The 20,624-nt window shown below is 65.1% G+C and carries 18 protein-coding genes; 10 read left to right on the top strand and 8 right to left on the bottom strand.

The window, feature by feature from the left end; genetic code table 11:
* Positions 1 to 630: 630 nt before the first annotated feature.
* Positions 631 to 1,869: an OmpA family protein gene (locus S58_RS09760; protein WP_015665124.1), complete on the top strand. Its 1,239-nt coding sequence runs from the start codon at positions 631 to 633 to the stop codon at positions 1,867 to 1,869.
* A gap of 232 nt (positions 1,870 to 2,101) precedes the next feature.
* Here the strand turns inward: S58_RS09760 and S58_RS35980 are convergent, their stop codons facing one another.
* Entirely contained in the window at positions 2,102 to 2,275 is a 174-nt protein-coding gene (locus tag S58_RS35980) for a DUF1328 domain-containing protein (RefSeq protein ID WP_015665123.1), read from the bottom strand.
* Between the two features lie 282 nt (positions 2,276 to 2,557).
* Here S58_RS35980 and S58_RS09750 point away from each other — a divergent pair, with 282 nt between their 5' ends.
* The 6 genes from S58_RS09750 to S58_RS09725 all read left to right on the top strand — a co-directional run bounded on the left by S58_RS09750 (position 2,558) and on the right by S58_RS09725 (position 8,851).
* Positions 2,558 to 5,140, top strand: coding sequence for an ATP-dependent helicase (locus tag S58_RS09750; protein ID WP_015665122.1), 2,583 nt, complete (start codon positions 2,558 to 2,560; stop codon positions 5,138 to 5,140).
* Positions 5,141 to 5,256: 116 nt separating this feature from the next.
* Complete coding sequence (locus tag S58_RS09745; RefSeq protein ID WP_015665121.1) at positions 5,257 to 5,673, top strand: hypothetical protein; 417 nt, start codon at positions 5,257 to 5,259, stop codon at positions 5,671 to 5,673.
* Positions 5,673 to 6,356 (top strand): OmpA family protein, encoded by a 684-nt coding sequence (locus S58_RS09740; RefSeq protein WP_015665120.1) that lies wholly within the window; start codon positions 5,673 to 5,675, stop codon positions 6,354 to 6,356. Before S58_RS09745 ends, S58_RS09740 begins: the two co-directional genes overlap by 1 nt.
* Before the next feature lie 253 nt (positions 6,357 to 6,609).
* The gene (locus S58_RS09735; protein WP_015665119.1) at positions 6,610 to 7,161 is read left to right on the top strand and encodes an Mpo1-like protein; all 552 of its coding nucleotides are present in this window, start codon (positions 6,610 to 6,612) and stop codon (positions 7,159 to 7,161) included.
* Positions 7,161 to 8,186, top strand: coding sequence for an NAD-dependent epimerase/dehydratase family protein (locus S58_RS09730; protein WP_015665118.1), 1,026 nt, complete (start codon positions 7,161 to 7,163; stop codon positions 8,184 to 8,186). Before S58_RS09735 ends, S58_RS09730 begins: the two co-directional genes overlap by 1 nt.
* A gap of 41 nt (positions 8,187 to 8,227) precedes the next feature.
* Positions 8,228 to 8,851: a methyltransferase family protein gene (locus S58_RS09725; RefSeq protein WP_015665117.1), complete on the top strand. Its 624-nt coding sequence runs from the start codon at positions 8,228 to 8,230 to the stop codon at positions 8,849 to 8,851.
* 3 nt (positions 8,852 to 8,854) lie between these two features.
* On the opposite strand, the gene S58_RS09720 is transcribed toward S58_RS09725, so the two are convergent.
* Together S58_RS09720 and S58_RS09715 are read right to left on the bottom strand one after the other, a co-directional pair.
* Positions 8,855 to 9,883 (bottom strand): LysM peptidoglycan-binding domain-containing protein, encoded by a 1,029-nt coding sequence (locus tag S58_RS09720; protein ID WP_015665116.1) that lies wholly within the window; start codon positions 9,881 to 9,883, stop codon positions 8,855 to 8,857.
* A gap of 111 nt (positions 9,884 to 9,994) precedes the next feature.
* Positions 9,995 to 10,726 carry a hypothetical protein gene (locus S58_RS09715; protein ID WP_015665115.1) on the bottom strand — a complete coding sequence of 244 codons (732 nt, stop codon included), beginning with the start codon at positions 10,724 to 10,726 and terminating at the stop codon, positions 9,995 to 9,997.
* A 289-nt stretch (positions 10,727 to 11,015) separates the two neighbouring features.
* On the opposite strand from S58_RS09715, the gene S58_RS09710 reads away from it, so the two are divergent.
* Together S58_RS09710 and S58_RS09705 are read left to right on the top strand one after the other, a co-directional pair.
* The gene (locus tag S58_RS09710; RefSeq protein WP_015665114.1) at positions 11,016 to 11,936 is read left to right on the top strand and encodes an ABC transporter ATP-binding protein; all 921 of its coding nucleotides are present in this window, start codon (positions 11,016 to 11,018) and stop codon (positions 11,934 to 11,936) included.
* Positions 11,933 to 12,694 carry an ABC transporter permease gene (locus S58_RS09705; protein WP_015665113.1) on the top strand — a complete coding sequence of 254 codons (762 nt, stop codon included), beginning with the start codon at positions 11,933 to 11,935 and terminating at the stop codon, positions 12,692 to 12,694. Before S58_RS09710 ends, S58_RS09705 begins: the two co-directional genes overlap by 4 nt.
* Positions 12,695 to 12,731: 37 nt before the next feature.
* Here S58_RS09705 and S58_RS09700 read toward each other — a convergent pair whose 3' ends face one another.
* Complete coding sequence (locus S58_RS09700; protein ID WP_042339118.1) at positions 12,732 to 13,082, bottom strand: hypothetical protein; 351 nt, start codon at positions 13,080 to 13,082, stop codon at positions 12,732 to 12,734.
* Positions 13,083 to 13,401: 319 nt separating this feature from the next.
* Between S58_RS09700 and S58_RS09695 the strand changes: the two genes are divergently transcribed.
* Positions 13,402 to 14,193 carry a L,D-transpeptidase gene (locus S58_RS09695; RefSeq protein WP_015665111.1) on the top strand — a complete coding sequence of 264 codons (792 nt, stop codon included), beginning with the start codon at positions 13,402 to 13,404 and terminating at the stop codon, positions 14,191 to 14,193.
* Positions 14,194 to 14,259: 66 nt separating this feature from the next.
* Here the strand turns inward: S58_RS09695 and S58_RS09690 are convergent, their stop codons facing one another.
* The 4 genes from S58_RS09690 to S58_RS09675 all read right to left on the bottom strand — a co-directional run bounded on the left by S58_RS09690 (position 14,260) and on the right by S58_RS09675 (position 20,556).
* Positions 14,260 to 15,285, bottom strand: coding sequence for an ABC transporter permease (locus S58_RS09690; protein WP_015665110.1), 1,026 nt, complete (start codon positions 15,283 to 15,285; stop codon positions 14,260 to 14,262).
* Between the two features lie 11 nt (positions 15,286 to 15,296).
* Positions 15,297 to 16,799, bottom strand: a complete 1,503-nt coding sequence (locus S58_RS09685) for a sugar ABC transporter ATP-binding protein (protein ID WP_015665109.1) — start codon at positions 16,797 to 16,799, stop codon at positions 15,297 to 15,299.
* 13 nt (positions 16,800 to 16,812) lie between these two features.
* Positions 16,813 to 17,766: a sugar-binding protein gene (locus S58_RS09680; RefSeq protein ID WP_015665108.1), complete on the bottom strand. Its 954-nt coding sequence runs from the start codon at positions 17,764 to 17,766 to the stop codon at positions 16,813 to 16,815.
* Positions 17,767 to 18,273: 507 nt separating this feature from the next.
* Positions 18,274 to 20,556, bottom strand: coding sequence for a spermidine synthase (locus S58_RS09675; protein WP_015665107.1), 2,283 nt, complete (start codon positions 20,554 to 20,556; stop codon positions 18,274 to 18,276).
* Positions 20,557 to 20,624 lie beyond the last annotated feature (68 nt).

The following is a 20,624-nucleotide window of genomic DNA, read 5'->3' as shown; positions in this document are numbered from 1 at the left end:
AACCTCCCTTGCTCATTGTTAGTTACGTCGAGCCAACGAGAGGATATGGGACGTGCGAACTCCGCCGATCAGAACGCGAGGCGCAGACGACGCGCCAATCGCTCCCGGAGGACCTCTGGCTAGGCCGCAATGCCTCGTCATCGCGTCGCGCGGGTCGTTCTCGACTTGCAGCACCGCGTCGTCGGAGTTCATCGGGCAGCGCGCTTGCACGAACGAGTTCACTGGGAATACAGCTGCGGGCCGGCCGAGACATCCTCACGCGGCAAACGATTCACGGACCCTGCCCAAGCCACACTTTCAGCAAACATCGGACAACACCTGGGCGGCGCCTCCATACGCCTTGGATCCGACCGCCATAATCTAGGCGACGAAATGCGATCGCCGGCGCAATGCGCAGCCGCCGCGATCGTCATGCATTCAACAGGATCAGGCGATCGAGGAGCGGCAGTGGGACGCCCGTGGGGCATTCGAAATCCAGCGAAGGTGTGGCGAGTCTGGGCCAGACCCCCCGCTGGGCGCAAGATTCGTGCAACTTGAAAATCCACCAACCACGGTTGAGCGACCTGCTTTCGACAAGAAATTCCTCAATCATTCCATGGGTTGAAATCTGTCTTCTGACGAGAGCACGTCGTGTTTCTTCGCAAGGGCCCGATCGGGCTCGCACTTTGTTGGCTGATCGTCGCGTGTCCGGCTCCGGCGATCCGGGCGCTGGAGATCTCGCCGTCGGCACAGGCAACGCCGCCATTGGCAGCGATCGCGCCTCCTCCAACGCCCGTGCCGCTCGAAAATGCGCTGTCGAAAGCGGCCCATGACCTGCTGTCCAAATTCGAGGACGACGCTGCGCCGGGCCAACTCGAACTGGTGATCGACCCGTTGATCGACGGCGTCACCCGGGTGCAATCGGCAGCAACGTTGCTGGAGCAGCAACGCATCACCGCGCTCATCGCGGCCAACTACCCCCGGATCCGCACCCTGCCGTTCACGGTGGCCTCGCTGTTACGAAAGCCGCTGGTCCTGATCGGCACCCTCACCCCGATCAATAACGACGGCTTGCCTACGGGCCCCCGCGACGCCTACCGGATCTGCCTTGCGATCGCCGATCTGAACAGTAACACGGTCGTCTCAAAGGGCGTCGCGCGCGCGCTGCCCGACGACGTCGATCCGACACCGGTCCCCTTCTTCAAGGATAGCCCGGTCCACACCAACGACCCCGCCACCGAGGCCTATGTGAGAAGCTGCCAGGGCGCCAAGCCGGGCGACGCCGTCGACCAGATCTATACCAATCACATCCTCGCCTCGGCTCAGGTCAACGAGGGAATCGAGGCCTACAATGCCGGCCGCTACAAGGCCGCGCTCGAGCTCTATCAGACCGCGCTGCGAATGGACGGTGGCGAGCAGCTGCGCATCTACAGCGGAATCTACCTCTCGGCCCTCAAGCTCGGCCGCACGCAACTCGCCATGCAGGCATTCGACCGGCTGCTCGATTTCGGGCTGAAGAACAGCGATCGGCTCGCGATCAAGTTTCTGTTCAAGCCGGGCTCGACGTTGCTCTACGCCGATCCAGAGGTGCGCGCGCCCTATCAGGCCTGGATCGGCAAGATCGCGCAACGAACCGCCGCCAATCATGTCTGCCTCGAAGTGGCAGGTCATACCAGCGCGACGGGATATGCCGGCGTCAATGACCGGCTGTCCGTCCTGCGCGCCGCTTATGTCAGGGATCAGATCCTGGCCGAGGACAGAAGCCTCGAGGGCCGGCTGATCGCCAGCGGCCGCGGATCTCGAGAAATGATCGTCGGTACCGGCCGCGACGATCCGAGCGACGCACTCGACCGTCGCGTCGAACTCAGGATCATCAATTGTTCGAGCTGATCCGAATCGATCCGCTGGCGCAAACGGACCGCACTTCCGAGGATCGAGGTCACGCCCCGAACGGACGCAATCGGATCCTCCCTTTCGTCCGCACCGCCCCCAAGTCGATCCGCGCGCTCCGAGATGCCCGGCACGCCGGCTCCAACTGGGTCGCAGGAGCCGCAAAGGGCGCAGCGCCCCTTGCGAGGCACTGCGCCCTTCGCCGACCTCATTTGTCAGGGGATGAGGCCGACTACACGCGGGAGCGGCCGCGGGCGAGGCCCACGACGGCCGACACCAGAAACAGCACGATGGCGATGAAGAAGATGATCTTGGCGATCTCGATGGAGGCACCGGCGACGCCGCCGAAGCCGAGGATGCCGGCGATCAATGCGATAACCAGGAAGGTAACGACCCAGCTTAACATGACACGACCTCTGTCTCTCGATTGCGGTTCAAAGCGACGCGGAGCTTGCGCCGTTGCCGGGACAATCGTGGCCGGGAACAAAGGTTCCGGCGGCGTGCGCCGCTAAAAATTCGCGGTTCGCAGGAACAAAAGCCGCGTGGAGCCGGCGCAGCGCCCGATTTAGGGCTGTAAAACGCGCCCGACGGCCCCATATAGCCGTCAATCCCTGCTATGAGGGCTCCTTCCTGCAGACCTCTCGATGCCGTCGTATGGTGGCATCAGAGGGATGAGACTGATTCGCTGATGACCGAGCCCAACCGCCTGAGCCCTTTTCCTGCGCCCGACCACCAGCCCGTCGCCGGCGGCATCGCCGCGCGCGCCCGTGCCGCTGCGAGCGGCGGGGCGCGCTATCTCGCGGGCCTCAATCCGGAGCAGCGCGACGCGGTCGAGACGCTCGACGGCCCGGTGCTGGTGCTGGCCGGTGCAGGCACCGGCAAGACCCGCGTGCTGACGACGCGCATCGCGCATATCCTGAGCCAGGGCCGCGCACGCCCGGGTGAAATCCTGTCGGTGACCTTCACCAACAAGGCCGCGCGCGAGATGAAGACGCGGCTCGCCGAGATGCTCGGCCAGGCGGTCGAGGGCATGCCGTGGCTCGGCACCTTCCACTCGATCGCCGGCCGCATCCTGCGCAGCCATGCCGAGCTGGTGCAGCTGAAGTCCAACTTCACCGTGCTCGACACTGACGACCAGATCCGGCTGCTCAAGCAGTTGCTGCAGGCCGAGAACATCGACGACAAGCGCTGGCCGGCGCGCATGCTGGCCGGGCTGATCGACGGCTGGAAGAACCGTGGCCTGATGCCGTCCCAGGTGCCGTCTGGCGAAGCCGCCGTGTTCGGCAACGGCAAGGGCGGCAAGCTGTATGCGAGCTATCAGGAGCGGCTGAAGATCCTCAACGCCGCCGATTTCGGCGATCTCCTGCTGGAGTGCATCCGGCTGTTTCGCGAGAACCCGGACGTGCTGCGGCAGTATCAGAACCGCTTCAAGTTCATCCTGGTCGACGAGTACCAGGACACCAACGTCGCGCAATATCTCTGGCTGCGGCTGCTGTCGCAGGCCCCATCGTCGTCCGGCTCGTCATTGCCGGGCTCGACCCGGCAATCCATCGCGGCTTCGGACGAAGATGGATCACCGGGCCACGACGCAGCGCGTCGGCCCGGCGATGACGAGAAGAGCGTTGCGGTTCCTGGCGCCACCCCTCCACCCAAGAACATCTGCTGCGTCGGCGACGACGATCAGTCGATCTATGGCTGGCGCGGCGCCGAGGTCGACAACATCCTGCGCTTCGAGCACGACTTCCCCGGCGCCAAGGTGATCCGGCTGGAGCGCAACTACCGCTCGACCGGCCACATCTTGGCGGCCGCCTCGCATTTGATCACGCACAATGAAGGCCGGCTCGGCAAGACGCTGCGCACCGAGGACGTCGAGGGTGAGAAAGTCACCGTCACCGGCGCGTGGGACTCCGAGGAGGAAGCCCGCGGCATTGGCGAGGAGATCGAGGAGCTGCAGCGCAAGGGCGAGCATCTCAACGACATCGCCATCCTGGTGCGCGCCTCATACCAGATGCGCGAATTCGAGGACCGTTTCGTCACGCTCGGCCTGCCCTACCGCGTCATCGGCGGTCCCCGCTTCTACGAGCGCGCCGAGATCCGCGATGCGCTGGCTTACTTGCGCGTCATCAACTCGCCGGCCGACGACCTCGCCTTCGAGCGCATCGTCAACGTGCCGAAGCGCGGGCTCGGCGATGCCACCGTGCAGATGCTGCACGATCACGCCCGCAAGCGCCGTATCCCGCTGTTCGAGGCGGCGCGCGCCGTGGTCGAGACCGACGAGCTGAAGCCGAAGGCGCGCGGGAGCCTGCGCCAGCTCGTGCTGCAGTTCGAGCGCTGGCGCGCCCAGCGCGAGGTGACGCCGCACACCGAGCTCGCCGAGATCGTGCTCGACGAGAGCGGCTATACCGAGATGTGGCAGAAGGACCGCTCGGCCGATGCGGCCGGGCGCCTCGACAATTTGAAAGAGCTCATCCGCTCGATGGAGGAGTTCGAGAATTTGCACGGCTTCCTCGAGCACATCTCGCTGGTGATGGACCGCGAGGGCGCCGCGGACGAGGACGCGGTGTCGCTGATGACCCTGCACTCGGCCAAGGGGCTGGAGTTCGACAACGTGTTTCTGCCGGGCTGGGAGGAAGGTCTGTTTCCGAGCCAGCGCACGCTCGACGAACAGGGCCGTGCCGGGCTCGAAGAGGAGCGCCGCCTCGCCCATGTCGGGCTGACCCGCGCGCGCCGTCGCGCCAAGCTCTATTTCGCCACCAACCGCCGCATCCACGGCACCTGGACCACGACGATTCCGTCGCGCTTCCTCGACGAATTGCCGGCCGGCAGCGTCGAGATCACGGAATCCAAGGGCGGCTCCGGCTGGGGCGGCGCCGGCGGCTATGGCCCGTCGCGTTTCGACAATGTCGAATCCTTCGGATCGAGCTATTCCACGCCGGGCTGGCAGCGCGCGCAGGCGCGTCGCCCCGGCGCAGCGCGCGGGGCGACCGAAGGCGGCTTCAAGGAAGAGCAATCGCCATTCTCGGGGCGCGATCCTTTCGGCGGCGGCTTTGGCGGTAATTTTGGCCGGAGCAAGCGCGGACCGCTGACCATCGAGGGCGAGCTGGTCGCGAAATCGACCGGCACCACGTCGGAATTCGCACTCGACGACCGCGTGTTTCACCAGAAGTTCGGCTATGGCCGCGTCGTCAAGATCGACGGCAACAAGCTGACCATCGCCTTCGACAAGGCCGGCGAGAAGAAGGTCGTCGACAGCTTCGTCGAGCGGGCGTGACCTGAGGGACACTGTGCGCTTGCCGTCGCGCGGCAAGCGGATCGTGGCAATCGAACTTCAAGCTTCGCCTTCGTTAGGCCTTGACCGTGGCAGCTTGCGTCGTATGAGATGCAACCATGGTCCGGGGATACATTCTGCTTCTTGTTGCGGTACTGCTGGGTGCACCGTCGCTTGCGATGGCGCAGACGATGAGCTTCGGCGATTCCGCCGGGTTGATCGCATCGAGCTGCGGCGCCGACATCACCGCCAATTGCCGCGGCGTCAATCTCGACTCCAACCGGCTCAAGGAGTGCCTCTCGCGCAACCAGGACGTGGTCTCCGCGCAGTGCAAGGCCACCTATTTCAAGGCCTTCGAGGCGATCCAGAAGCGCATCGCGGCACGGGTGACGGTTGCCAATGCCTGCCAGCGCGAGATCGTCAAACTGTGCGGCGGTTCCACCAAGGAGACCAGCAAGTCGATTCCGTGCCTGCTGACCGCCAACGGCGTGAACGCGCGGTGCCAGCAGGCGATGGGCGAGGCGGGGTATCGCTGATGCAGCGGACGGCGACATCACTGCTGCCAGGACTGCTCCCAAGCCTGCTTGCCGCTTCGTTGATGGTCGCGAGCGCGCCGGCGCGGTCGCAGGAGATCACCCGCGAGGACATCGTGCGCCAGCTCAGCCGCTTCGAGAGCGCGCCCACGCTCGATCTGCCGGCGCTGAAGCAGCAGACCCAGGAACGCTCGAAAATTCGCAGCCGCAATGAGCCACCGCCGCAGAAGCGCACGCCGATCGCGCCGGAGCTGATGAATCTGCCGGCCTTCAACGTCGACATTCAGTTCGACCAGGACACGCCGATCGTGCGTCCCGAATCGTACCAGGCCGTGGGACGGATCGCCGACGCGATGGTGTATTCCGACCTCCTGCCCTACACGTTCCTGATCGTCGGCCATGTCGAAGCCAACGGCAAGCGCGAGTCCAACGTCATCCTGAGCCAACGCCGGGCCGACGCGATCCGCGACATCCTGGCAAATACCTTCAAGATCTCGGTCAAGCGCCTGCAGTCGGTCGGGCTCGGCGAGGAGCAATTGCTCGATCCGTCGAAGCCGACCGCGCCCGTCAATCAGCAGATCCAGATCATCACGGTCGCCAAGGCCGCCGAAGAGGCGGCCGCCCCACCTCCGGCCCCTGCGCCGGCGGCGCCGGGCAAGCAGGCTCCGCGCAAGCATCGCAATTGATGCAAGTAAGACCTGCGCGGGGGCCATGAACCTGTGGCCGTCTCGGCGCGACTGTCACTTCAGCACATGACGCGATCGGCCGCCCGCGAGACGCAAATGGAACCCGTTATCACCCTCGCGCGGCAACGCCAGCCTGCGGCGGACGGCTGGGCCGCGATTGCCGGGTTTGTCGATGCAGCCGCTTGATGGTATAGCCCCGTCTTTACGGCCGTCGATTGAGCGGTCGTCGGTCTCATTGACGAGCGAGCCAGACATGAACGCCATGTTCCGACGCCAGATGATCGACTACGTCCAATATCATCGCGATCCGCGCAACGGCCTGATGCATGTGCTCGGGATCATCCTGCTGTTCCTCGGGGCGGTGCTGCCGCTGAGCTTGTGGCATTTCGACGCGTTCGGCATCCCGATCAGCCTGGGCGCCGTACTGGCGCTGCCCGTCCTGCTGTATTGGCTGCTGCTCGATGCCGCACTCGGTGCGGGCATCCTGGCCTTCGCCGTGCTGTTCCTTGCTGCGGCCATGATGATTGCCGATCACGTCCACGGAATGGCCTTGTGGGCTCTGTTTGCCGCGCTCGTGATCCTTGGCCTGGTGTCGCAAGCCGTCGGCCACAAGCTGTTCGAGCGCAACAATCCGTCTCTGCTGGATCATCCGGCGCATCTCTTTCTCGGACCAATGTTCGTGATGGCGAAATTGTACATGGCGCTCGGCTTCAGGCCTTCGGTGGCCGACCTCATCGCGCCGGACTGGTCGTCGGATCGGCACGCATCGGACCATCTTCAAGGCGATCAGCACTCACGCCCCTAATGAAAGTCCTCGTCACAGGCGGCAGCGGTTTTATCGGACATCACCTCGTCTCGGCGCTCGTCACCCGGGGCGTCGAGGTGCGCGTGCTCGACATCCGCTGTCCTACCCACATGATCACCGAGGTGGAGTATCTCGAGGGCTCCGTGCTCGATGCGGGCCTGGTGCGACAGGCCGTCGCCGGCGTCGATCAGGTCTATCACCTGGCCGGGCTGCCCGGCATGTGGATGCCGGACCGCGAGGACTTCTACCGGGTGAACTGCCTGGGCACCGAGACGGTGCTGGCGGCGGCGCGCGCCAGCCGGGTCCGCCGCTTCCTGCACTGTTCGACCGAGTCGATCCTGTTCGACTATCCGGGGTCGGCAGGCGCTGCGTCAGCTGCGACCGCGCCTCCGGCGGAGGCCATGCCGGGTGCCTATACCCGGTCGAAGGCCCTGGCCGAGGCCCGCGCCATGGCGGCTGCGGCGGACGGCTTTCCAGTCGTGATCGGCACGCCGACGATGCCGATCGGGCCGCATGACAGCAACCTGACACCGCCGTCACAGATGTTGCGCCACTTCCTGGACAGCCGGGTGCAGCTCTACCTCGATTTCGTCGTCAACCTGGTCGACGTCCGTGACGTCGCCACAGGCCTGATCCTGGCAATGGAACGCGGCAAGGTCGGCGGCCGCTACGTGTTCGGCGGCGAGAGCCTGCGCCTCAGCCGAATCCTCGAGCTGATGGCGGCGATCAGCGGCCGCAAGCATGTGGCCATTTCCGTGCCCGGCCGGCTGGCTGAGCTGTCCGCCGGCATGCTCGAATTCATCTCCGATCACCTGACCAAGCAGACGCCATCGGGCACCGCTGAAGGCGTCAGGATCGCCCGGTCGGCCTCGGACCTGTCGATCGACAGGGCGAAGCGGGAGCTCGGCTACGCGCCCCGCCCGATCGAGCCGACCTTGCGCGAGACCATCGCCTTCCTGCTCGATGCCGAGCCGGGAAAACGGCTCGACGAGAAACAACACCCTTTTCGCACGGCGGCCGAATAGGTAAGAGCGGCCGATCCCACGTCTCATAGCGGTTCCAAGACATGTCCGGTGATGCCAGTCCCATCTCGTCGGTTGCGTTCAGCGGATGGACCACCACCTGGCCGACGTCGCTGTTGGCCATCATCTGGCTGATCTGGCTCGCCAGCTGGGTCGGAGCCTCGTTCTGGTCGGGGCAGACCCGAAAGCATGTCACGGTGATCAGGACCAGCCGCTATCACGCGCTGATCGTGCTCGGCGGTATCCTGTTCACGCCCTGGACCTCGCGCCTCCTGGGCGAGAAGCCGTTCTGGCACCCCGGCGAGACCGGCGTCTACCTGCTCACCGTCGTCACGCTGGCGGGCATCGCCTTCACCTGGTGGGCGCGCATCCATCTCGGCCGCTTCTGGTCGAACGCGATCACCCACAAGGAAGGCCACAAGGTCATCGACACCGGCCCCTACGGCATGGTCCGCCACCCGATCTATACCGGGCTGATCCTCGGCATGCTCGCGACCGGTCTTGCCGTGGGCACCGTGACCGCGGTGCTCGGCGCCCTCCTGATTTCGCTCGGCATGGCCTGGAAGGCAAAGATGGAGGAGGTCTTCCTGGGCCAGGAGCTCGGCCCGGATTATGTCACCTATCGCCAGCGCGTGCCGATGATCATCCCGTTCCTGCCGCCGGGCTGACGCTCAGCGCCGGACCGACGTCTCTGGCATCTGCGGCACCGGCTGGTTGGCGGCCTGCGGCAGCAGATGGCGCGGCAGGATGATGCGCTGGCCGGGGACGATCGGCATGGTGGCAAGCCCACGGTTGGACTGCTGCAAGGCCCACAGCGGAACGCGATAATTGGCGGCGATCTGGTCGAGGGTCTCGCCCGGCCGCACCGGCACCGGAACCCCGCTGTCCCACAGCTCCACGGATGCTTTCGGCGGCACGAGATAGCGCAGCTGGACCGGATCGGCCTCGGCGGTGGCCGAAGTCTGCGACAGCTGGCTGATCATCGCGACCAGCTGGGCGTGCACATCCTCCATCTTGTCGATGTTGATGTGCGTGACCTCGTCATGATCCTTCATGTCGAAGCTGGCGTAATGACCGCGAAAGCCGGGCTCCGGCTTGACGTCGCCGCCCCCGAGAATGTTGTCGGACAGGAACAGGTTGATGAAGCGCTGCACGTTCAGCGGCACGCTCTTGGTCGCATGCGCCGGATCGACGGTGACGACGAGAGCGACCGGAATGTTCTGCTCCTGCAGCGTGATCGCGATGCGGACGCTGCACAGCCCGCCCATCGAATGGCCGATCAGCACGATCGGCCCGCCCTCCTGGCGGTAGTTCTTGGCAACCTGGAGTGCGATCAGGTCGCACAGCGTGAATTCATAGACGCTCGCCCAGAACCCGGCCTTCTCGATCTTTTCGGCGAGGCGGTCCATGCCGGTCGAGAAGAACGGGCCAAGGGCGCCGCGGAACAGGTAGACCCGCGGTGGCGGCAGCGGCTGGGTGATCTCGGGCGGCGGGGGCGCCGGAACCGGGCGGATGGCGGCTGGCGTCGGTGTAGCGGCCGCCTTGGCCGACCTGGTGGGAGCGGTGGCCGAAGCGGCGCCTGCGACCGCGGCCTGCGGCACGGAGATGGCGAGACCGGCCGCAAGCAGCACGGCCAGGAATGGCCCTGAAATGGCCCGGCCGAGGTGGATCCTGGCCATCAGCGCCCTGCCGCCGATCATGCGTGCATCCCTGCAAAGCTCATCCGCAGCAGGAAAAGGTAAGTCCTGCTGGGCCGCTTGTCGCCGTGGAATGGGAGCATTTTGGGGCGCGCCCGTCGGCGCCGCCGCGAGCTACCGGTAACCGGTGGCGCTGGCGGCGCGCTGCGGAGCGGCCATGCGGGTCGGCGGCGCAGCCGGCCTGCCCCGCCCACCGAACACGACCCCGTCGATCGCGCCGATCACCTTCTGCTGCATGATCTGGTTCTTCTCGATGGTGACGTGACCGACGCCGGGAACCGCCTGGACGTCCACGTTCTCGAGCTTGCCACGGAAGCCGTCGTCGCGGCGGACCGGCTCGCCGGCGCCGCTGGCGATGTAGAAATTGATGTAGCGTTCGGCGTTGCCGCCGACGAGCTTGGTCTTGAACACCGAATCGAGCCCGATCGCGAGCTTCACCGGGACGCCGAGCTGGCCGAGCTTGTTGATCATGTCCGGCAGCGCGGTGGCGCCGGAGGAATGCCCGACCAGGATGATGGTCTTGATGCGGCCGGCCCGGTAGGCCGTTGCCGCCTCGTCGGCCAGCGACGACCACGACACGAAATTGGCAACCGTGTTCGGGATGCCCTGCGAATCCAGCTTGGCGGCGATATCGTCGAGCCCGAGCGAGAAGATGTTGAGCACGCCGCGCAGCAGATAGACATGGGTCGTGCTTGCGGCGCTTGCGGCCAACGGGCTCGGCGCAGCGCGCACCGATCCGGTCCCGAGCGGCAAGGCCAGCGAGAGGGCAAGAGCGACCATGCCAATCCAGCGCGCAGGAAGGCTGCGCTTCGAATTGGTTCGAACGGTGCTGGCGCGTGGCGACATCGGTCCTTCTCCGCGGCGGAAATGTCGAGACGGCGCGACCGTACCCGAGATGCTCGCGGACGCAACATCGTCCCGCATCGCAGGGCGCGTTCGCGTCGTGGACGTGGCCGTGCAGCAACACTCGCCACATCAACCACACAAAAGTCCGACAAACGACATGATTGACCGCGGCTGGCGCGATTGCGGGAGCGCAGGGCCGTTCCTATCTCAGCGCTTCGCCCGCCCTGCGCCTGTCGAACGCGCAGCCCCCCGAATCGTTTTCGAATCCCCTTGCATCGAATCCCCCGTGATGGCTCCCGTCATTTCTGTTTCCGGCCTGTCGAAGACCTATGCTTCGGGCTTCACCTCGCTCAACAACGTCAATCTCGAAATCGAGCGCGGTGAGATCTTCGCGCTGCTCGGTCCGAACGGCGCCGGCAAGACGACGCTGATCAGCATCATCTGCGGCATCGTGAACGCCTCCTCGGGCAAGGTCGCGGTCGGCGGCCACGACATCGACGGCGACTACCGCGCCGCGCGGGCGCTGATCGGGCTGGTGCCGCAGGAGCTGCACACGGATTCGTTCGAAAGCGTGTGGGCGACCGTCAGCTTCAGCCGCGGCCTGTTCGGCAAGCCGAAGAACCCCGCTTTGATCGAGAAGATCCTCAAGGACCTGTCGCTGTGGGACAAGAAGGACGCCAAGATCATCACGCTGTCCGGCGGCATGAAGCGCCGCGTGATGATCGCGAAGGCGCTCTCGCACGAGCCGCAGGTGCTGTTCCTGGATGAGCCGACCGCGGGCGTCGACGTCGAACTGCGCAAGGGCATGTGGGACATCGTGCGCGAGCTCAAGGCCGCCGGCGTCACCATCATTCTCACCACGCATTACATCGAGGAAGCCGAGGAGATGGCCGACCGGGTCGGCGTCATCAACAAGGGCGAGATCGTGCTCGTCGAGGACAAGGCGAAGCTGATGGCGAAGCTCGGCGGCAAGCGGCTGAGCCTGCATCTGCAGCAAAGGCTCGACGCCGTCCCCGAGGCGCTCGCGCCCTATCATCTCGCGCTGTCGGACGACGGCTGGCGGCTCGCCTACGATTACGACACCAAGGGCGAGCGCACCGGCATCACCAGCCTGCTCGGCGATCTCAGGACGGCCGGCATCCGCTTTGTCGATCTCGAGACCAAGCAATCATCCCTGGAAGACATCTTCGTGAGCTTGGTGCGGCAATGAATTTTCGAGCAGTCGCCGCGATCTACAAATTCGAGATGGCGCGCACCTGGCGCACGCTGCTGCAGAGCATCGTGTCGCCCGTGGTGTCGACCTCGCTCTACTTCGTCGTGTTCGGCGCCGCCATCGGCTCGCGCATCAGCGAAGTCCAGGGCGTGAGCTACGGCACCTTCATCGTGCCTGGCCTGGTGATGCTGTCGGTGCTGACCCAGAGCATCGCCAATGCCTCGTTCGGGATCTACTTCCCGAAATTCATCGGCACGATCTACGAGATCCTGTCGGCGCCGATCTCGCATTTCGAGATCGTGCTCGGCTATGTCGGCGCGGCCGCGACGAAGTCGATCATTCTCGGCCTGATCATCCTCGCCACCGCCGGGCTGTTCGTGCCGCTGCACATCATGCACCCGTTGTGGATGCTGTCGTTCCTGGTGCTGACGGCCGTCACCTTCAGCCTGTTCGGCTTCATCATCGGCATCTGGGCCGACGGTTTCGAGAAGCTGCAGATGATCCCGATGCTGGTGGTGACGCCGCTGACGTTTCTCGGCGGCAGCTTCTACTCGGTCAACATGCTGCCGCCGACCTGGCACTCGATCGCGCTGCTCAATCCGGTCGTCTACCTGATCTCGGGCTTCCGCTGGAGCTTCTACGAGATCGCGGACGTCCGGGTGGAAATCAGCGTCGCCATGACGCTGACGTTCCTCGCCATCTGCATGACCGTCATCTGGTGGATCTTCAAGACCGGCTACCGGCTCAAGCACTGAGCCGGCAACCGATCCGCCGGTCTTTCAGCTCAGCGGCTCAGCGGTAGCAATGGAAGCGACCATAACCGTCGCGGTAACCGCGGCAATGATAGTGCCGATGGTAATAGGCGCGGTGCGGGACGCCGAGCACGCCTTCGACGGCTCCAACCGCTCCGCCGACGCCGGCGCCGACCGCGCCCCCGACGACGCCTCCCACCGGCCCGGCGATGCGATTGCCTTCGTGAGCTCCTTCATGGGCGCCACGGATGATGCCCTGGGCATGGGCGAACTGCGGCAGCGCCAGCCAGGCCAGCGCCAGGATGAACAGGGCAAGCGCGGCGAGCAGATAGGTCAGCCGCTGCGGCGCACGGTCGTCGAGCACCGCCGTCTTCGCTTTCATCGTCAACATTTTGAATCCTGGGAACCGCATGGAGGGAATTCCTGAAACGCAGATGCGGCCAAAAAGTTGCGCGGCCATGACAAAATGGCTGGATTAGAGAGCTCCTAAACACCGGCGCTGCGGCCCTGCGGTCGCGAAAATGTCAGCTCAGATGAACGGGCGGAAGCCTATGCCTGATCAGCGGCCACCATTAAGGTTGAGGCTGCCCTTGGCTGGAACAAAGTGCGGATTTCCGACATAGTGCAGGCCGAGACGATTGAGCCGCGGCGTTTTTGTAGTCCCGTTTGAAGGTCTCTCCAAAGTCGAGGGCCCGGAGGCCAGAGGTTAGATGCGTACCACTCTTTTTGCCGTTGCCGGCTTTGCCTTCCTGTCTGCGACGCCCGCGCTGGCCAAGATCGACATCACGGTCGATAAGAACAACCAGATCATGACGGTCGCAGTCGATGGCGTCGAGCGCTATCGCTGGCCGGTGTCGACCGGCATTCCCTCGCGCGAGACGCCGAACGGCGCGTTCCGCGCCTTCCGCATGGAAGCCGATCACTTCTCCAAGGAATTCGACGACGCGCCGATGCCGCACTCGATCTTCTTCACGAAGGTCGGTCACGCCATTCACGGCACCGATTCGGAAGGCCGGCTCGGCACGCCTGCTTCGCATGGCTGCGTCCGGCTTTCGAAGGCAAACGCAACGACGCTCTACGACCTCGTGCAGAAGGACGGCGTGCTCAACACCACGGTGACCCTGACCGGATCGGCCGAAGTGGCGCTGGCGCGCAATCCGCGCCGCGGGACGGCGGTGGCGCGTCGCGAGGCACCCCAGCAATATGACGACAGCGGCGAGCCGGTCGTGCTGACGCCGCAGCCGCAATTGCTGCCGGGACGCCAGGTCGTTCCGCAGCAGCGGCCGGATGACGGATACATCTATCCGGCTGACGGCAGCGACACCGGCGCACGCTATCCGGCGCCGGGCGGCACCAGCCGTCGGGTCTATGATGCGCAGGCCTATCCGCAGCAACAGCCGCAATATTCCTACGACAACGGCAATCCGAGCTACGCGCAGCCGCGCTACTACCAGCCGCGATCATATTATCAGCCGCGCGGCTACTATACCTATCAGGACTGATCCAGGATCAACCGAGCTGCCGGGCCGCCTCTGTGGCGCGCCCGGCTCCGCCTGTGCCGATGCCGATCACTCGGCACTGACGCCATCGAGCGAAGCGGGCGCGGCCTCGGAACTGGCTTGGCCGCGAGCAGACGGCGCCCGCTTGCGGCGCTGGACGAAATACTGATCGGCGAGCACGCCGATCAGAATCACCGTCCCCATCACCGCGAAGTTCAGCGAACTCGGTATTCCCAGCAGGTTGACGAGGTTCTGCAGCACCTGCAGCAGGACCGTACCGAGCACGACACCGATGATGGACCCCTCCCCGCCACGCAGCGAGCAGCCGCCGAGCACGGCCGCGGCAATGGCATAGAGCTCATAGAACGAGCCGTGCACGGCCGGCGAGATCGAGCGGGTGTACATCGCAATCAGGATCGCAGCGAGCGCGGTCAACCCGCCGCAGATCACGTAGGCCGCGATGACGACGCGATCGGACCGGATGCCGGAATAGCGCGCCGCCTCCTCATTCTTTCCGACCGCGTAGAAATAGCGGCCATACACCGAGCGGTGCAGCACCAGCCACGCTATCCCGGCCACGATCGCAAGCGCCACGACGCTGTGCGGCAACGGAAAGCCGAGCACGTTGGTGCGGCCCGCGGCGAGCCATTCCAAGGTCGGAAAGCTCGCGCCATAGCCGAAACCGGCGGTGGCGTCCTCGGTGTAGTAGCGCGCCGCGCCACGATAGATCAAAAGTCCGCACAGCGTCACGACGAAGGGCTGGATGCGCATCTTGGTGGTGAGCAGCCCGTGCACGGTCCCGATCGCGACGCCGCCGGCAATGATGAGCAGCAGCGCGGCGACCCAGTCGACGTCGCGGTTGACGATCAGATCGATGAACAGCACTCCGAGCAGCGCGATCACCGAGCCCACCGCCAGCTCGATCCCGCCGACGATGATGACGAACGCCTCGGCAATCGAGAAGATGCCGAACATCCCGACCTGGTTGGCGGTGTTGGAGAGGTTGCCGACCAGCAGGAAGCGCGGATTGATGAAGGCCACCACGGCGCCGACCACCAGGATCAGGATCAGCAGGCTGAGATCTTTCTTTTGCACGGGCGCCTCGTTCAGACGGTATGGCCGACGGCGAGCTGAAGCACGTTGTGCTCGCTGAACCGGTCGCGGGCCAGGAAGCCCGAAATTTTGCCTTCATGCATCACCGCGATGCGGTCGCTCACGCCGATCACCTCTTCCATGTCGCTCGAGATCATCAGGATGGCGACGCCGGAATCGGCCAGCCGCCGCAGCATGTCATAGATCTCCTGCTTGGCGCCAACATCGATGCCGCGGGTCGGCTCGTCGAAGATCAGGACTTTCGGCCGCATCGACAGCCATTTGGCGAGCACGACCTTCTGCTGGTTGCCGCCGGACAATGTGCTGACGGACGTCCTCACATCGGTCGTCCGGATCTTCAGCCGTTCGCGCTGCCGGTCGGCATTCTCGTGCTCTCGCGCCGTGTCCACCAATCCAAGGCTCGAATAGGACGCGAGATCCGGCAGCGAGATGTTTTCGGCAATCGAGAGATCGAGCAGCAGGCCGCAGCCCTTGCGGTCTTCCGGGATGAGATAGATGCCGCGATCGATCGCCGCGCGCGGGGACGAGACGCGGATCGGCTCGCCTTCGAGACTGATGCCGCCGGCCAGCAGCGGATCGACGCCGAAGATGGCGCGCGCCAACTCGGTCCGGCCCGAGCCGACGAGGCCGGCGAGCCCGAGGATCTCGCCGCGCCGCAGTTGCAGGCTGACGGCCCGGCTGGGATACGTGGCGGTGACGGCCTCCACGACGTCGAGCACAGTTTCCCCGGGCGGCGCCGCCGGCGGCACGTAGAGCGAGCGCAGGTCCCGGCCGATCATCAGCCGGATCATGGCTGCGGGATTGAGCTCGTCACGCGCGAGCGCGCCGACCATGCGGCCATCGCGCAACACGATCGCACGATCGGCACATTGCATCACTTCGTTCAGGCGATGGGTGATGAAGATGACGCTGACGCCATCGGCCTTCAGGCTGGCGATGACCTGCATCAGCCGCTCGGTCTCGGACAGCGTGAGGCTCGAGGTCGGCTCGTCCATGATGACGCAGCGCGCATCGAGCGACAGCGCCTTGATGATCTCGACCAGCTGGCGTTGCGCCAGCGACAATTCGGCGAGCGGCGTGTCCGGCTCGAAATCGGCAGCAAGGCGCGCGATCAGCGGGCGCACCTGTGCCCGCAGCTTCTTGCGATCGATCAGCCTCAACGGCCCGCCATAGACCGGCTCGCGGCCGATGAAGACATTGGCAGCGACGTCGAGGTTGTCGAACAGATTGAGTTCCTGATGCACGAAGGCGATGCCGGCCGCGATCGCATCCGCCACGGTGTAGCTCGTCCGCGCCACGCCATCGATCCGGATCTCGCCGCTGCTCGGCGCCACGACGCCGCCGAGCACGCGCATCAAGGTCGACTTGCCGGCGCCGTTCTCGCCGAGCAGCGCGATCACCTCGCCGGGCACGACCGCCAGGCTGGCGTGGTCGAGTGCGACCACGCCAGGATAGGTCTTGCCGATGTCGATGAGCTCGAGGAAGGGTTCGCGCACGCCGGCCGTCGCGTCACTTCTTCAGCATCTGCTTCATCTGTGCCATGAAGTCGTCGACGTTGGATTTGTCGATGACCTTGCCGGGTACGATGATGATGCCGTTGGCCGGAACGCCCGACTTGTCGCCCTGCACCACCTTCGCCATCAGCTTCATGCCCTGGTAGCCCCACTCGAACGGCTGCTGCACCACCGTGCCGTCGATCGCGCCGTCCTTGACGCCGCCGAGCGTGATCGGATCCTCGTCGAAACCGATGATCTTGATCTTGCCGAGCTTGCCGGCCTCCTTCAGCACCTCGTAGATGCGCGGGGTATTGTAGGAATAGAACCCGACCAGGCAGCTCACGTCAGGCATCGCGGCCAGCGCGTCCTCGACATTGCGCTTGGCCCGGGTCTGATCGATCTCGTCGCCGCGCACGTCGACCAGTTCGACCTTCGAGCCCTTGATGGTTTCCTTCACACCTTCGATGCGCTCGCGGGCGTTATCGGCGCCGAGCAGGCCGACGAAGCCGACGCACTTGCCGCCGTTCGGCAGCGCCTTCAGCATTAGCTTGCCGGCGTCCTTGCCGAGCTCGACATTGGACGAGCCGATATAGGCGACGCGCTTGGACTGCGGTGCGTCGCTGTCGGTGGTGAGCAGAACCGTCTGCCCGGCGATCTTGTTGAGGTGCTCGGTCTGATTCTTCGGATCGACGGCGCTCACCATGATTCCGGCAGCCCCGGCAGCGACGAGGTCATCCAGCATCCGCTGCTGCACGGCGGCTGCCGCCTGCTCGGGATATTTGAGCTGCAGGTTGTAGTCGGGCAGTTCGCCTTGCGCCTTCTTGACGCCGGCTTCGGCGATCTTCCAGAAGTCGGACGCGCCGTTGACCACAAAGGCGAGCACCTTCTTGTCCGCGGCTCCCGCCGAGCCGAGACCGAGCGCCATCGACAACAAGGCAGACGCACCGGCAATCCAAAGACGCTTCATCGAACCCCTCCCATGTGAGCCAGCTTGCTTGATGCAGCCGGCATTTTTGCAATCGAGAAACACACACTCTGTCGTTGTCCGGCAGGCACGCTCGGCTCGGACGGACAACACACATCTCAGTTCAAACTGGGCAGCATCGGGTGACAGATCGCGCGGCGAATCCAGTCAAAGCCTCGCCGCTCGGATCTTCATCCCATTCTGCTGCGCACGTCCCCCAACCGCCGTCCACCTGAAGACGCTCAGCATCGACTTCTGATGAGGGGCGCACCTCAAGGTAGCATGGTGGTCATCGGCCCGCAACAGATGCCCGAGCAGAAAGCGCCAAAGTGCTGCATTTTGCGGTGCGGCGCCATTCTCAGGGAAATGCGGGCTGGGAAGACCAATGCCGCAACGCAACACAACATCGCCCCCGCGAGGCACGCACCTCGCAGGTCATATACGGTCTTCACGGCTCAATGCAGTCGAGGCCGAGCTGATCTGAGGGAGAAGCGACGAGCGACCGCCCCGCTACTCGCCGTCGCGCAGCCGCCGATACACGGCTCCGAGAACGTTGGAATAGTCGTCGGTCCAGACCCGCTCGCCGTCGGTCGGCTCGGTCTCGGTCCACTTGTCCGACGATGCGAGCTTGCCGACGTCTGCATCCTCGCGCGCGCTGACGACGACGTCGGTCGAAAAGATGTACTCGTCGTCGCGGCCGGAGTCCTCATTGTAGACCCAGCTTTTCAGGTCGTTGGCATCGGCGATGCCGACGACGACGCTTTCGAGCTCCAGATGGCGGTTGGAGACGTGCATCACGACGGCGCCCTGCGGCGCCAGCTTGGCCTTGTAGATTGCCATCGCTTCCTCGGTTGCCAGATGGATCGGAATCGCATCCGAGGAATAGGCATCGACGATGATGAGATCGTAGGCGCCGTCCGGCTCCTTGGCAAAGGTCAACCGGGCATCGCCGATGACAGGCTTGAAGTCGGGCGCGCAGTTCCTGATGTAGCTGAAATATTTCGGGTCGCTGGCGGTATCGACCATGGTCTGGTCGATCTCGAAATATTTCCAGCTCTCGCCAGGCTCGGCTGCGCAGGTGAGCGTGCCGGCGCCGACGCCGATCACGGCGACCTTCAGCGGCGCGCCCTTGCGCTCGCGGATCGCGGTGATGGCGCGGCCGATGCCGCCGTCCTTGTGGTAATAGGTGATCGGCTCGGGCCGCCCCGCGACCTTGGAGCCGTCGGCATTGAGATATTTCTGCGCGCCGTGGATCGTCGTGCCGTGCATCAGCACGTGGTAGTGCCCATCGGAAGTCACCACGATCTTGTGCACGCCGAAGAAGCTGCGCACCGTCTCGACGCGGCCATCGTCGGCCGGATAGGCGCGGATCAGGACGAGCGCAAGCGCCGCCGTTGCGAACACCTTCCAGCGGCCGCCGTTCAAGAGCACTGCGAGCAGCGCCGCGAGCACGCCGACTGCGCCGGCGACATAAACGCGATGATCTTCCAGATAGGTTGTGACCTTGCCGGTCATGCCGGCCGGCACCAGCAACGCGACCGCGACTGCCGCCAGCACGATCCAGTACCAACGCGTGACCTGCGGCAGCCGCTCGGCCTTGTCGGCCGGACGGCACAGCGCCGCCAGCGCAAGCAGGATCGGATATTCGGCCACCCAGGAAAAGGTGAAGGGCGCGATCAGCCCGGCGAACAGGCCGCCGACCATGCCGCCGAACGACAGCGCGACATAGAAGCCGGTGAGATATTTTGCCGGCGGACGCGTGCGCGCGAGTTCGCCATGACAGGCCATCGCGATCACGAAGAAACAGAGCTGATGGCCGCCGAGCGTCAGCGCGAGATTCTGTTCCCCGCCGAAAGCGAGCAGCACCACGACGCCGGCGATCGCGAGCGGTTGCAGCGCCAGCATCCATTTGTGCGGCAGCAGCGGCCGCGATTGGAACACCAGCACCCAGGTCAGCAGATAGAGCGACAGCGGCAGCACCCAGAGCAAGGGCGCGGCTGCGACGTCGGTGGAGATGTGCGCGGTCACCGCGATCAGCAGGCCGGAGGGCACCGCGGCAAGGAAGATCCAGCGTGCCCGCAACAGCCAGCTCGGCGCCGGCGCGTCGCTGTCATCGCCCTGCAGCAGGCTGGCAACGGTCACAGGCGAACGCAGCAGCAGCACGCCGCAGCCGGCGATCAGCGCGATCAGCAGGCCATAGCCGCCGGTCCAGATCAGGTTCTGCGTGCGCAGGCTGAAGATCGGCTCGATCAGCAGGGGATAGGACAACAGCGCGAGAAAGCTGCCGATGTTCGACGACGCGTAGAGGAAGTACGGATCGGGCCCCGCCGGATGGCCTGTTCGCACGAACCAGGCCTGCAGCAGCGGATTGTTGGCGGCGAGCGCGAAGAACGGCAGGCCGATCGACACCGTGAACAGGCCGAGCAGCCAGAGCGCATAGCCCGATGTCGGCGGATCGCCCCAATGGCCAGCAATCGACAGCGGCAACGTCAGGAGGGCGAAGCCGAGCAGCAGCAGATGGATCGCGATCGGGAGCACCCGGCTGCGCAGCTGGGTCAGGAAATGCGCATAGGCATAGCCCGCCAAAAGCAGCGTCTGGAAGAACACCATCGCCACCGACCACACCGCCGGCGAGCCGCCGAGCCGCGGCAGCACCATCTTGGTAAACAGCGGCTGCACCGAGAACAGCAGCAGCGCGCTGACGAAGATCGCGGCGGTATAGATGACGAGAACGAGCCGATTGCGGGCGGCGGAAGGCTGTACGACGGCAGCGGACGAGGCGATTGAGGTCATGACAACTCCAGCAGCGGCTCGGCTGGCCTCAGGTGGGGGCGGACCGCGCCGTGCCGACGACACATAGC

Origin of the sequence: Bradyrhizobium oligotrophicum S58, from assembly GCF_000344805.1 — a bacterium.
Classification (GTDB): domain Bacteria; phylum Pseudomonadota; class Alphaproteobacteria; order Rhizobiales; family Xanthobacteraceae; genus Bradyrhizobium; species Bradyrhizobium oligotrophicum.
This window is presented reverse-complemented; position numbering and strand designations above follow the sequence as displayed.

What these genes read in the sequence shown, in the direction of transcription:
- S58_RS09730 (WP_015665118.1), top strand. Translation starts at nt 7,161, where the DNA reads ATGAAAGTCCTCGTCACAGGCGGCAGCGGTTTTATCGGACATCACCTC.
- S58_RS09735 (WP_015665119.1), top strand. Translation starts at nt 6,610, where the DNA reads ATGAACGCCATGTTCCGACGCCAGATGATCGACTACGTCCAATATCAT.
- S58_RS09745 (WP_015665121.1), top strand. Translation starts at nt 5,257, where the DNA reads ATGGTCCGGGGATACATTCTGCTTCTTGTTGCGGTACTGCTGGGTGCA.
- S58_RS09705 (WP_015665113.1), top strand. Translation starts at nt 11,933, where the DNA reads ATGAATTTTCGAGCAGTCGCCGCGATCTACAAATTCGAGATGGCGCGC.
- S58_RS09675 (WP_015665107.1), bottom strand. Translation starts at nt 20,556, where the DNA reads ATGACCTCAATCGCCTCGTCCGCTGCCGTCGTACAGCCTTCCGCCGCC.
- S58_RS09720 (WP_015665116.1), bottom strand. Translation starts at nt 9,883, where the DNA reads ATGATCGGCGGCAGGGCGCTGATGGCCAGGATCCACCTCGGCCGGGCC.
- S58_RS09750 (WP_015665122.1), top strand. Translation starts at nt 2,558, where the DNA reads ATGACCGAGCCCAACCGCCTGAGCCCTTTTCCTGCGCCCGACCACCAG.
- S58_RS09725 (WP_015665117.1), top strand. Translation starts at nt 8,228, where the DNA reads ATGTCCGGTGATGCCAGTCCCATCTCGTCGGTTGCGTTCAGCGGATGG.
- S58_RS09715 (WP_015665115.1), bottom strand. Translation starts at nt 10,726, where the DNA reads ATGTCGCCACGCGCCAGCACCGTTCGAACCAATTCGAAGCGCAGCCTT.
- S58_RS09695 (WP_015665111.1), top strand. Translation starts at nt 13,402, where the DNA reads ATGCGTACCACTCTTTTTGCCGTTGCCGGCTTTGCCTTCCTGTCTGCG.
- S58_RS09740 (WP_015665120.1), top strand. Translation starts at nt 5,673, where the DNA reads ATGCAGCGGACGGCGACATCACTGCTGCCAGGACTGCTCCCAAGCCTG.
- S58_RS35980 (WP_015665123.1), bottom strand. Translation starts at nt 2,275, where the DNA reads ATGTTAAGCTGGGTCGTTACCTTCCTGGTTATCGCATTGATCGCCGGC.
- S58_RS09710 (WP_015665114.1), top strand. Translation starts at nt 11,016, where the DNA reads ATGGCTCCCGTCATTTCTGTTTCCGGCCTGTCGAAGACCTATGCTTCG.
- S58_RS09680 (WP_015665108.1), bottom strand. Translation starts at nt 17,766, where the DNA reads ATGAAGCGTCTTTGGATTGCCGGTGCGTCTGCCTTGTTGTCGATGGCG.
- S58_RS09700 (WP_042339118.1), bottom strand. Translation starts at nt 13,082, where the DNA reads ATGTTGACGATGAAAGCGAAGACGGCGGTGCTCGACGACCGTGCGCCG.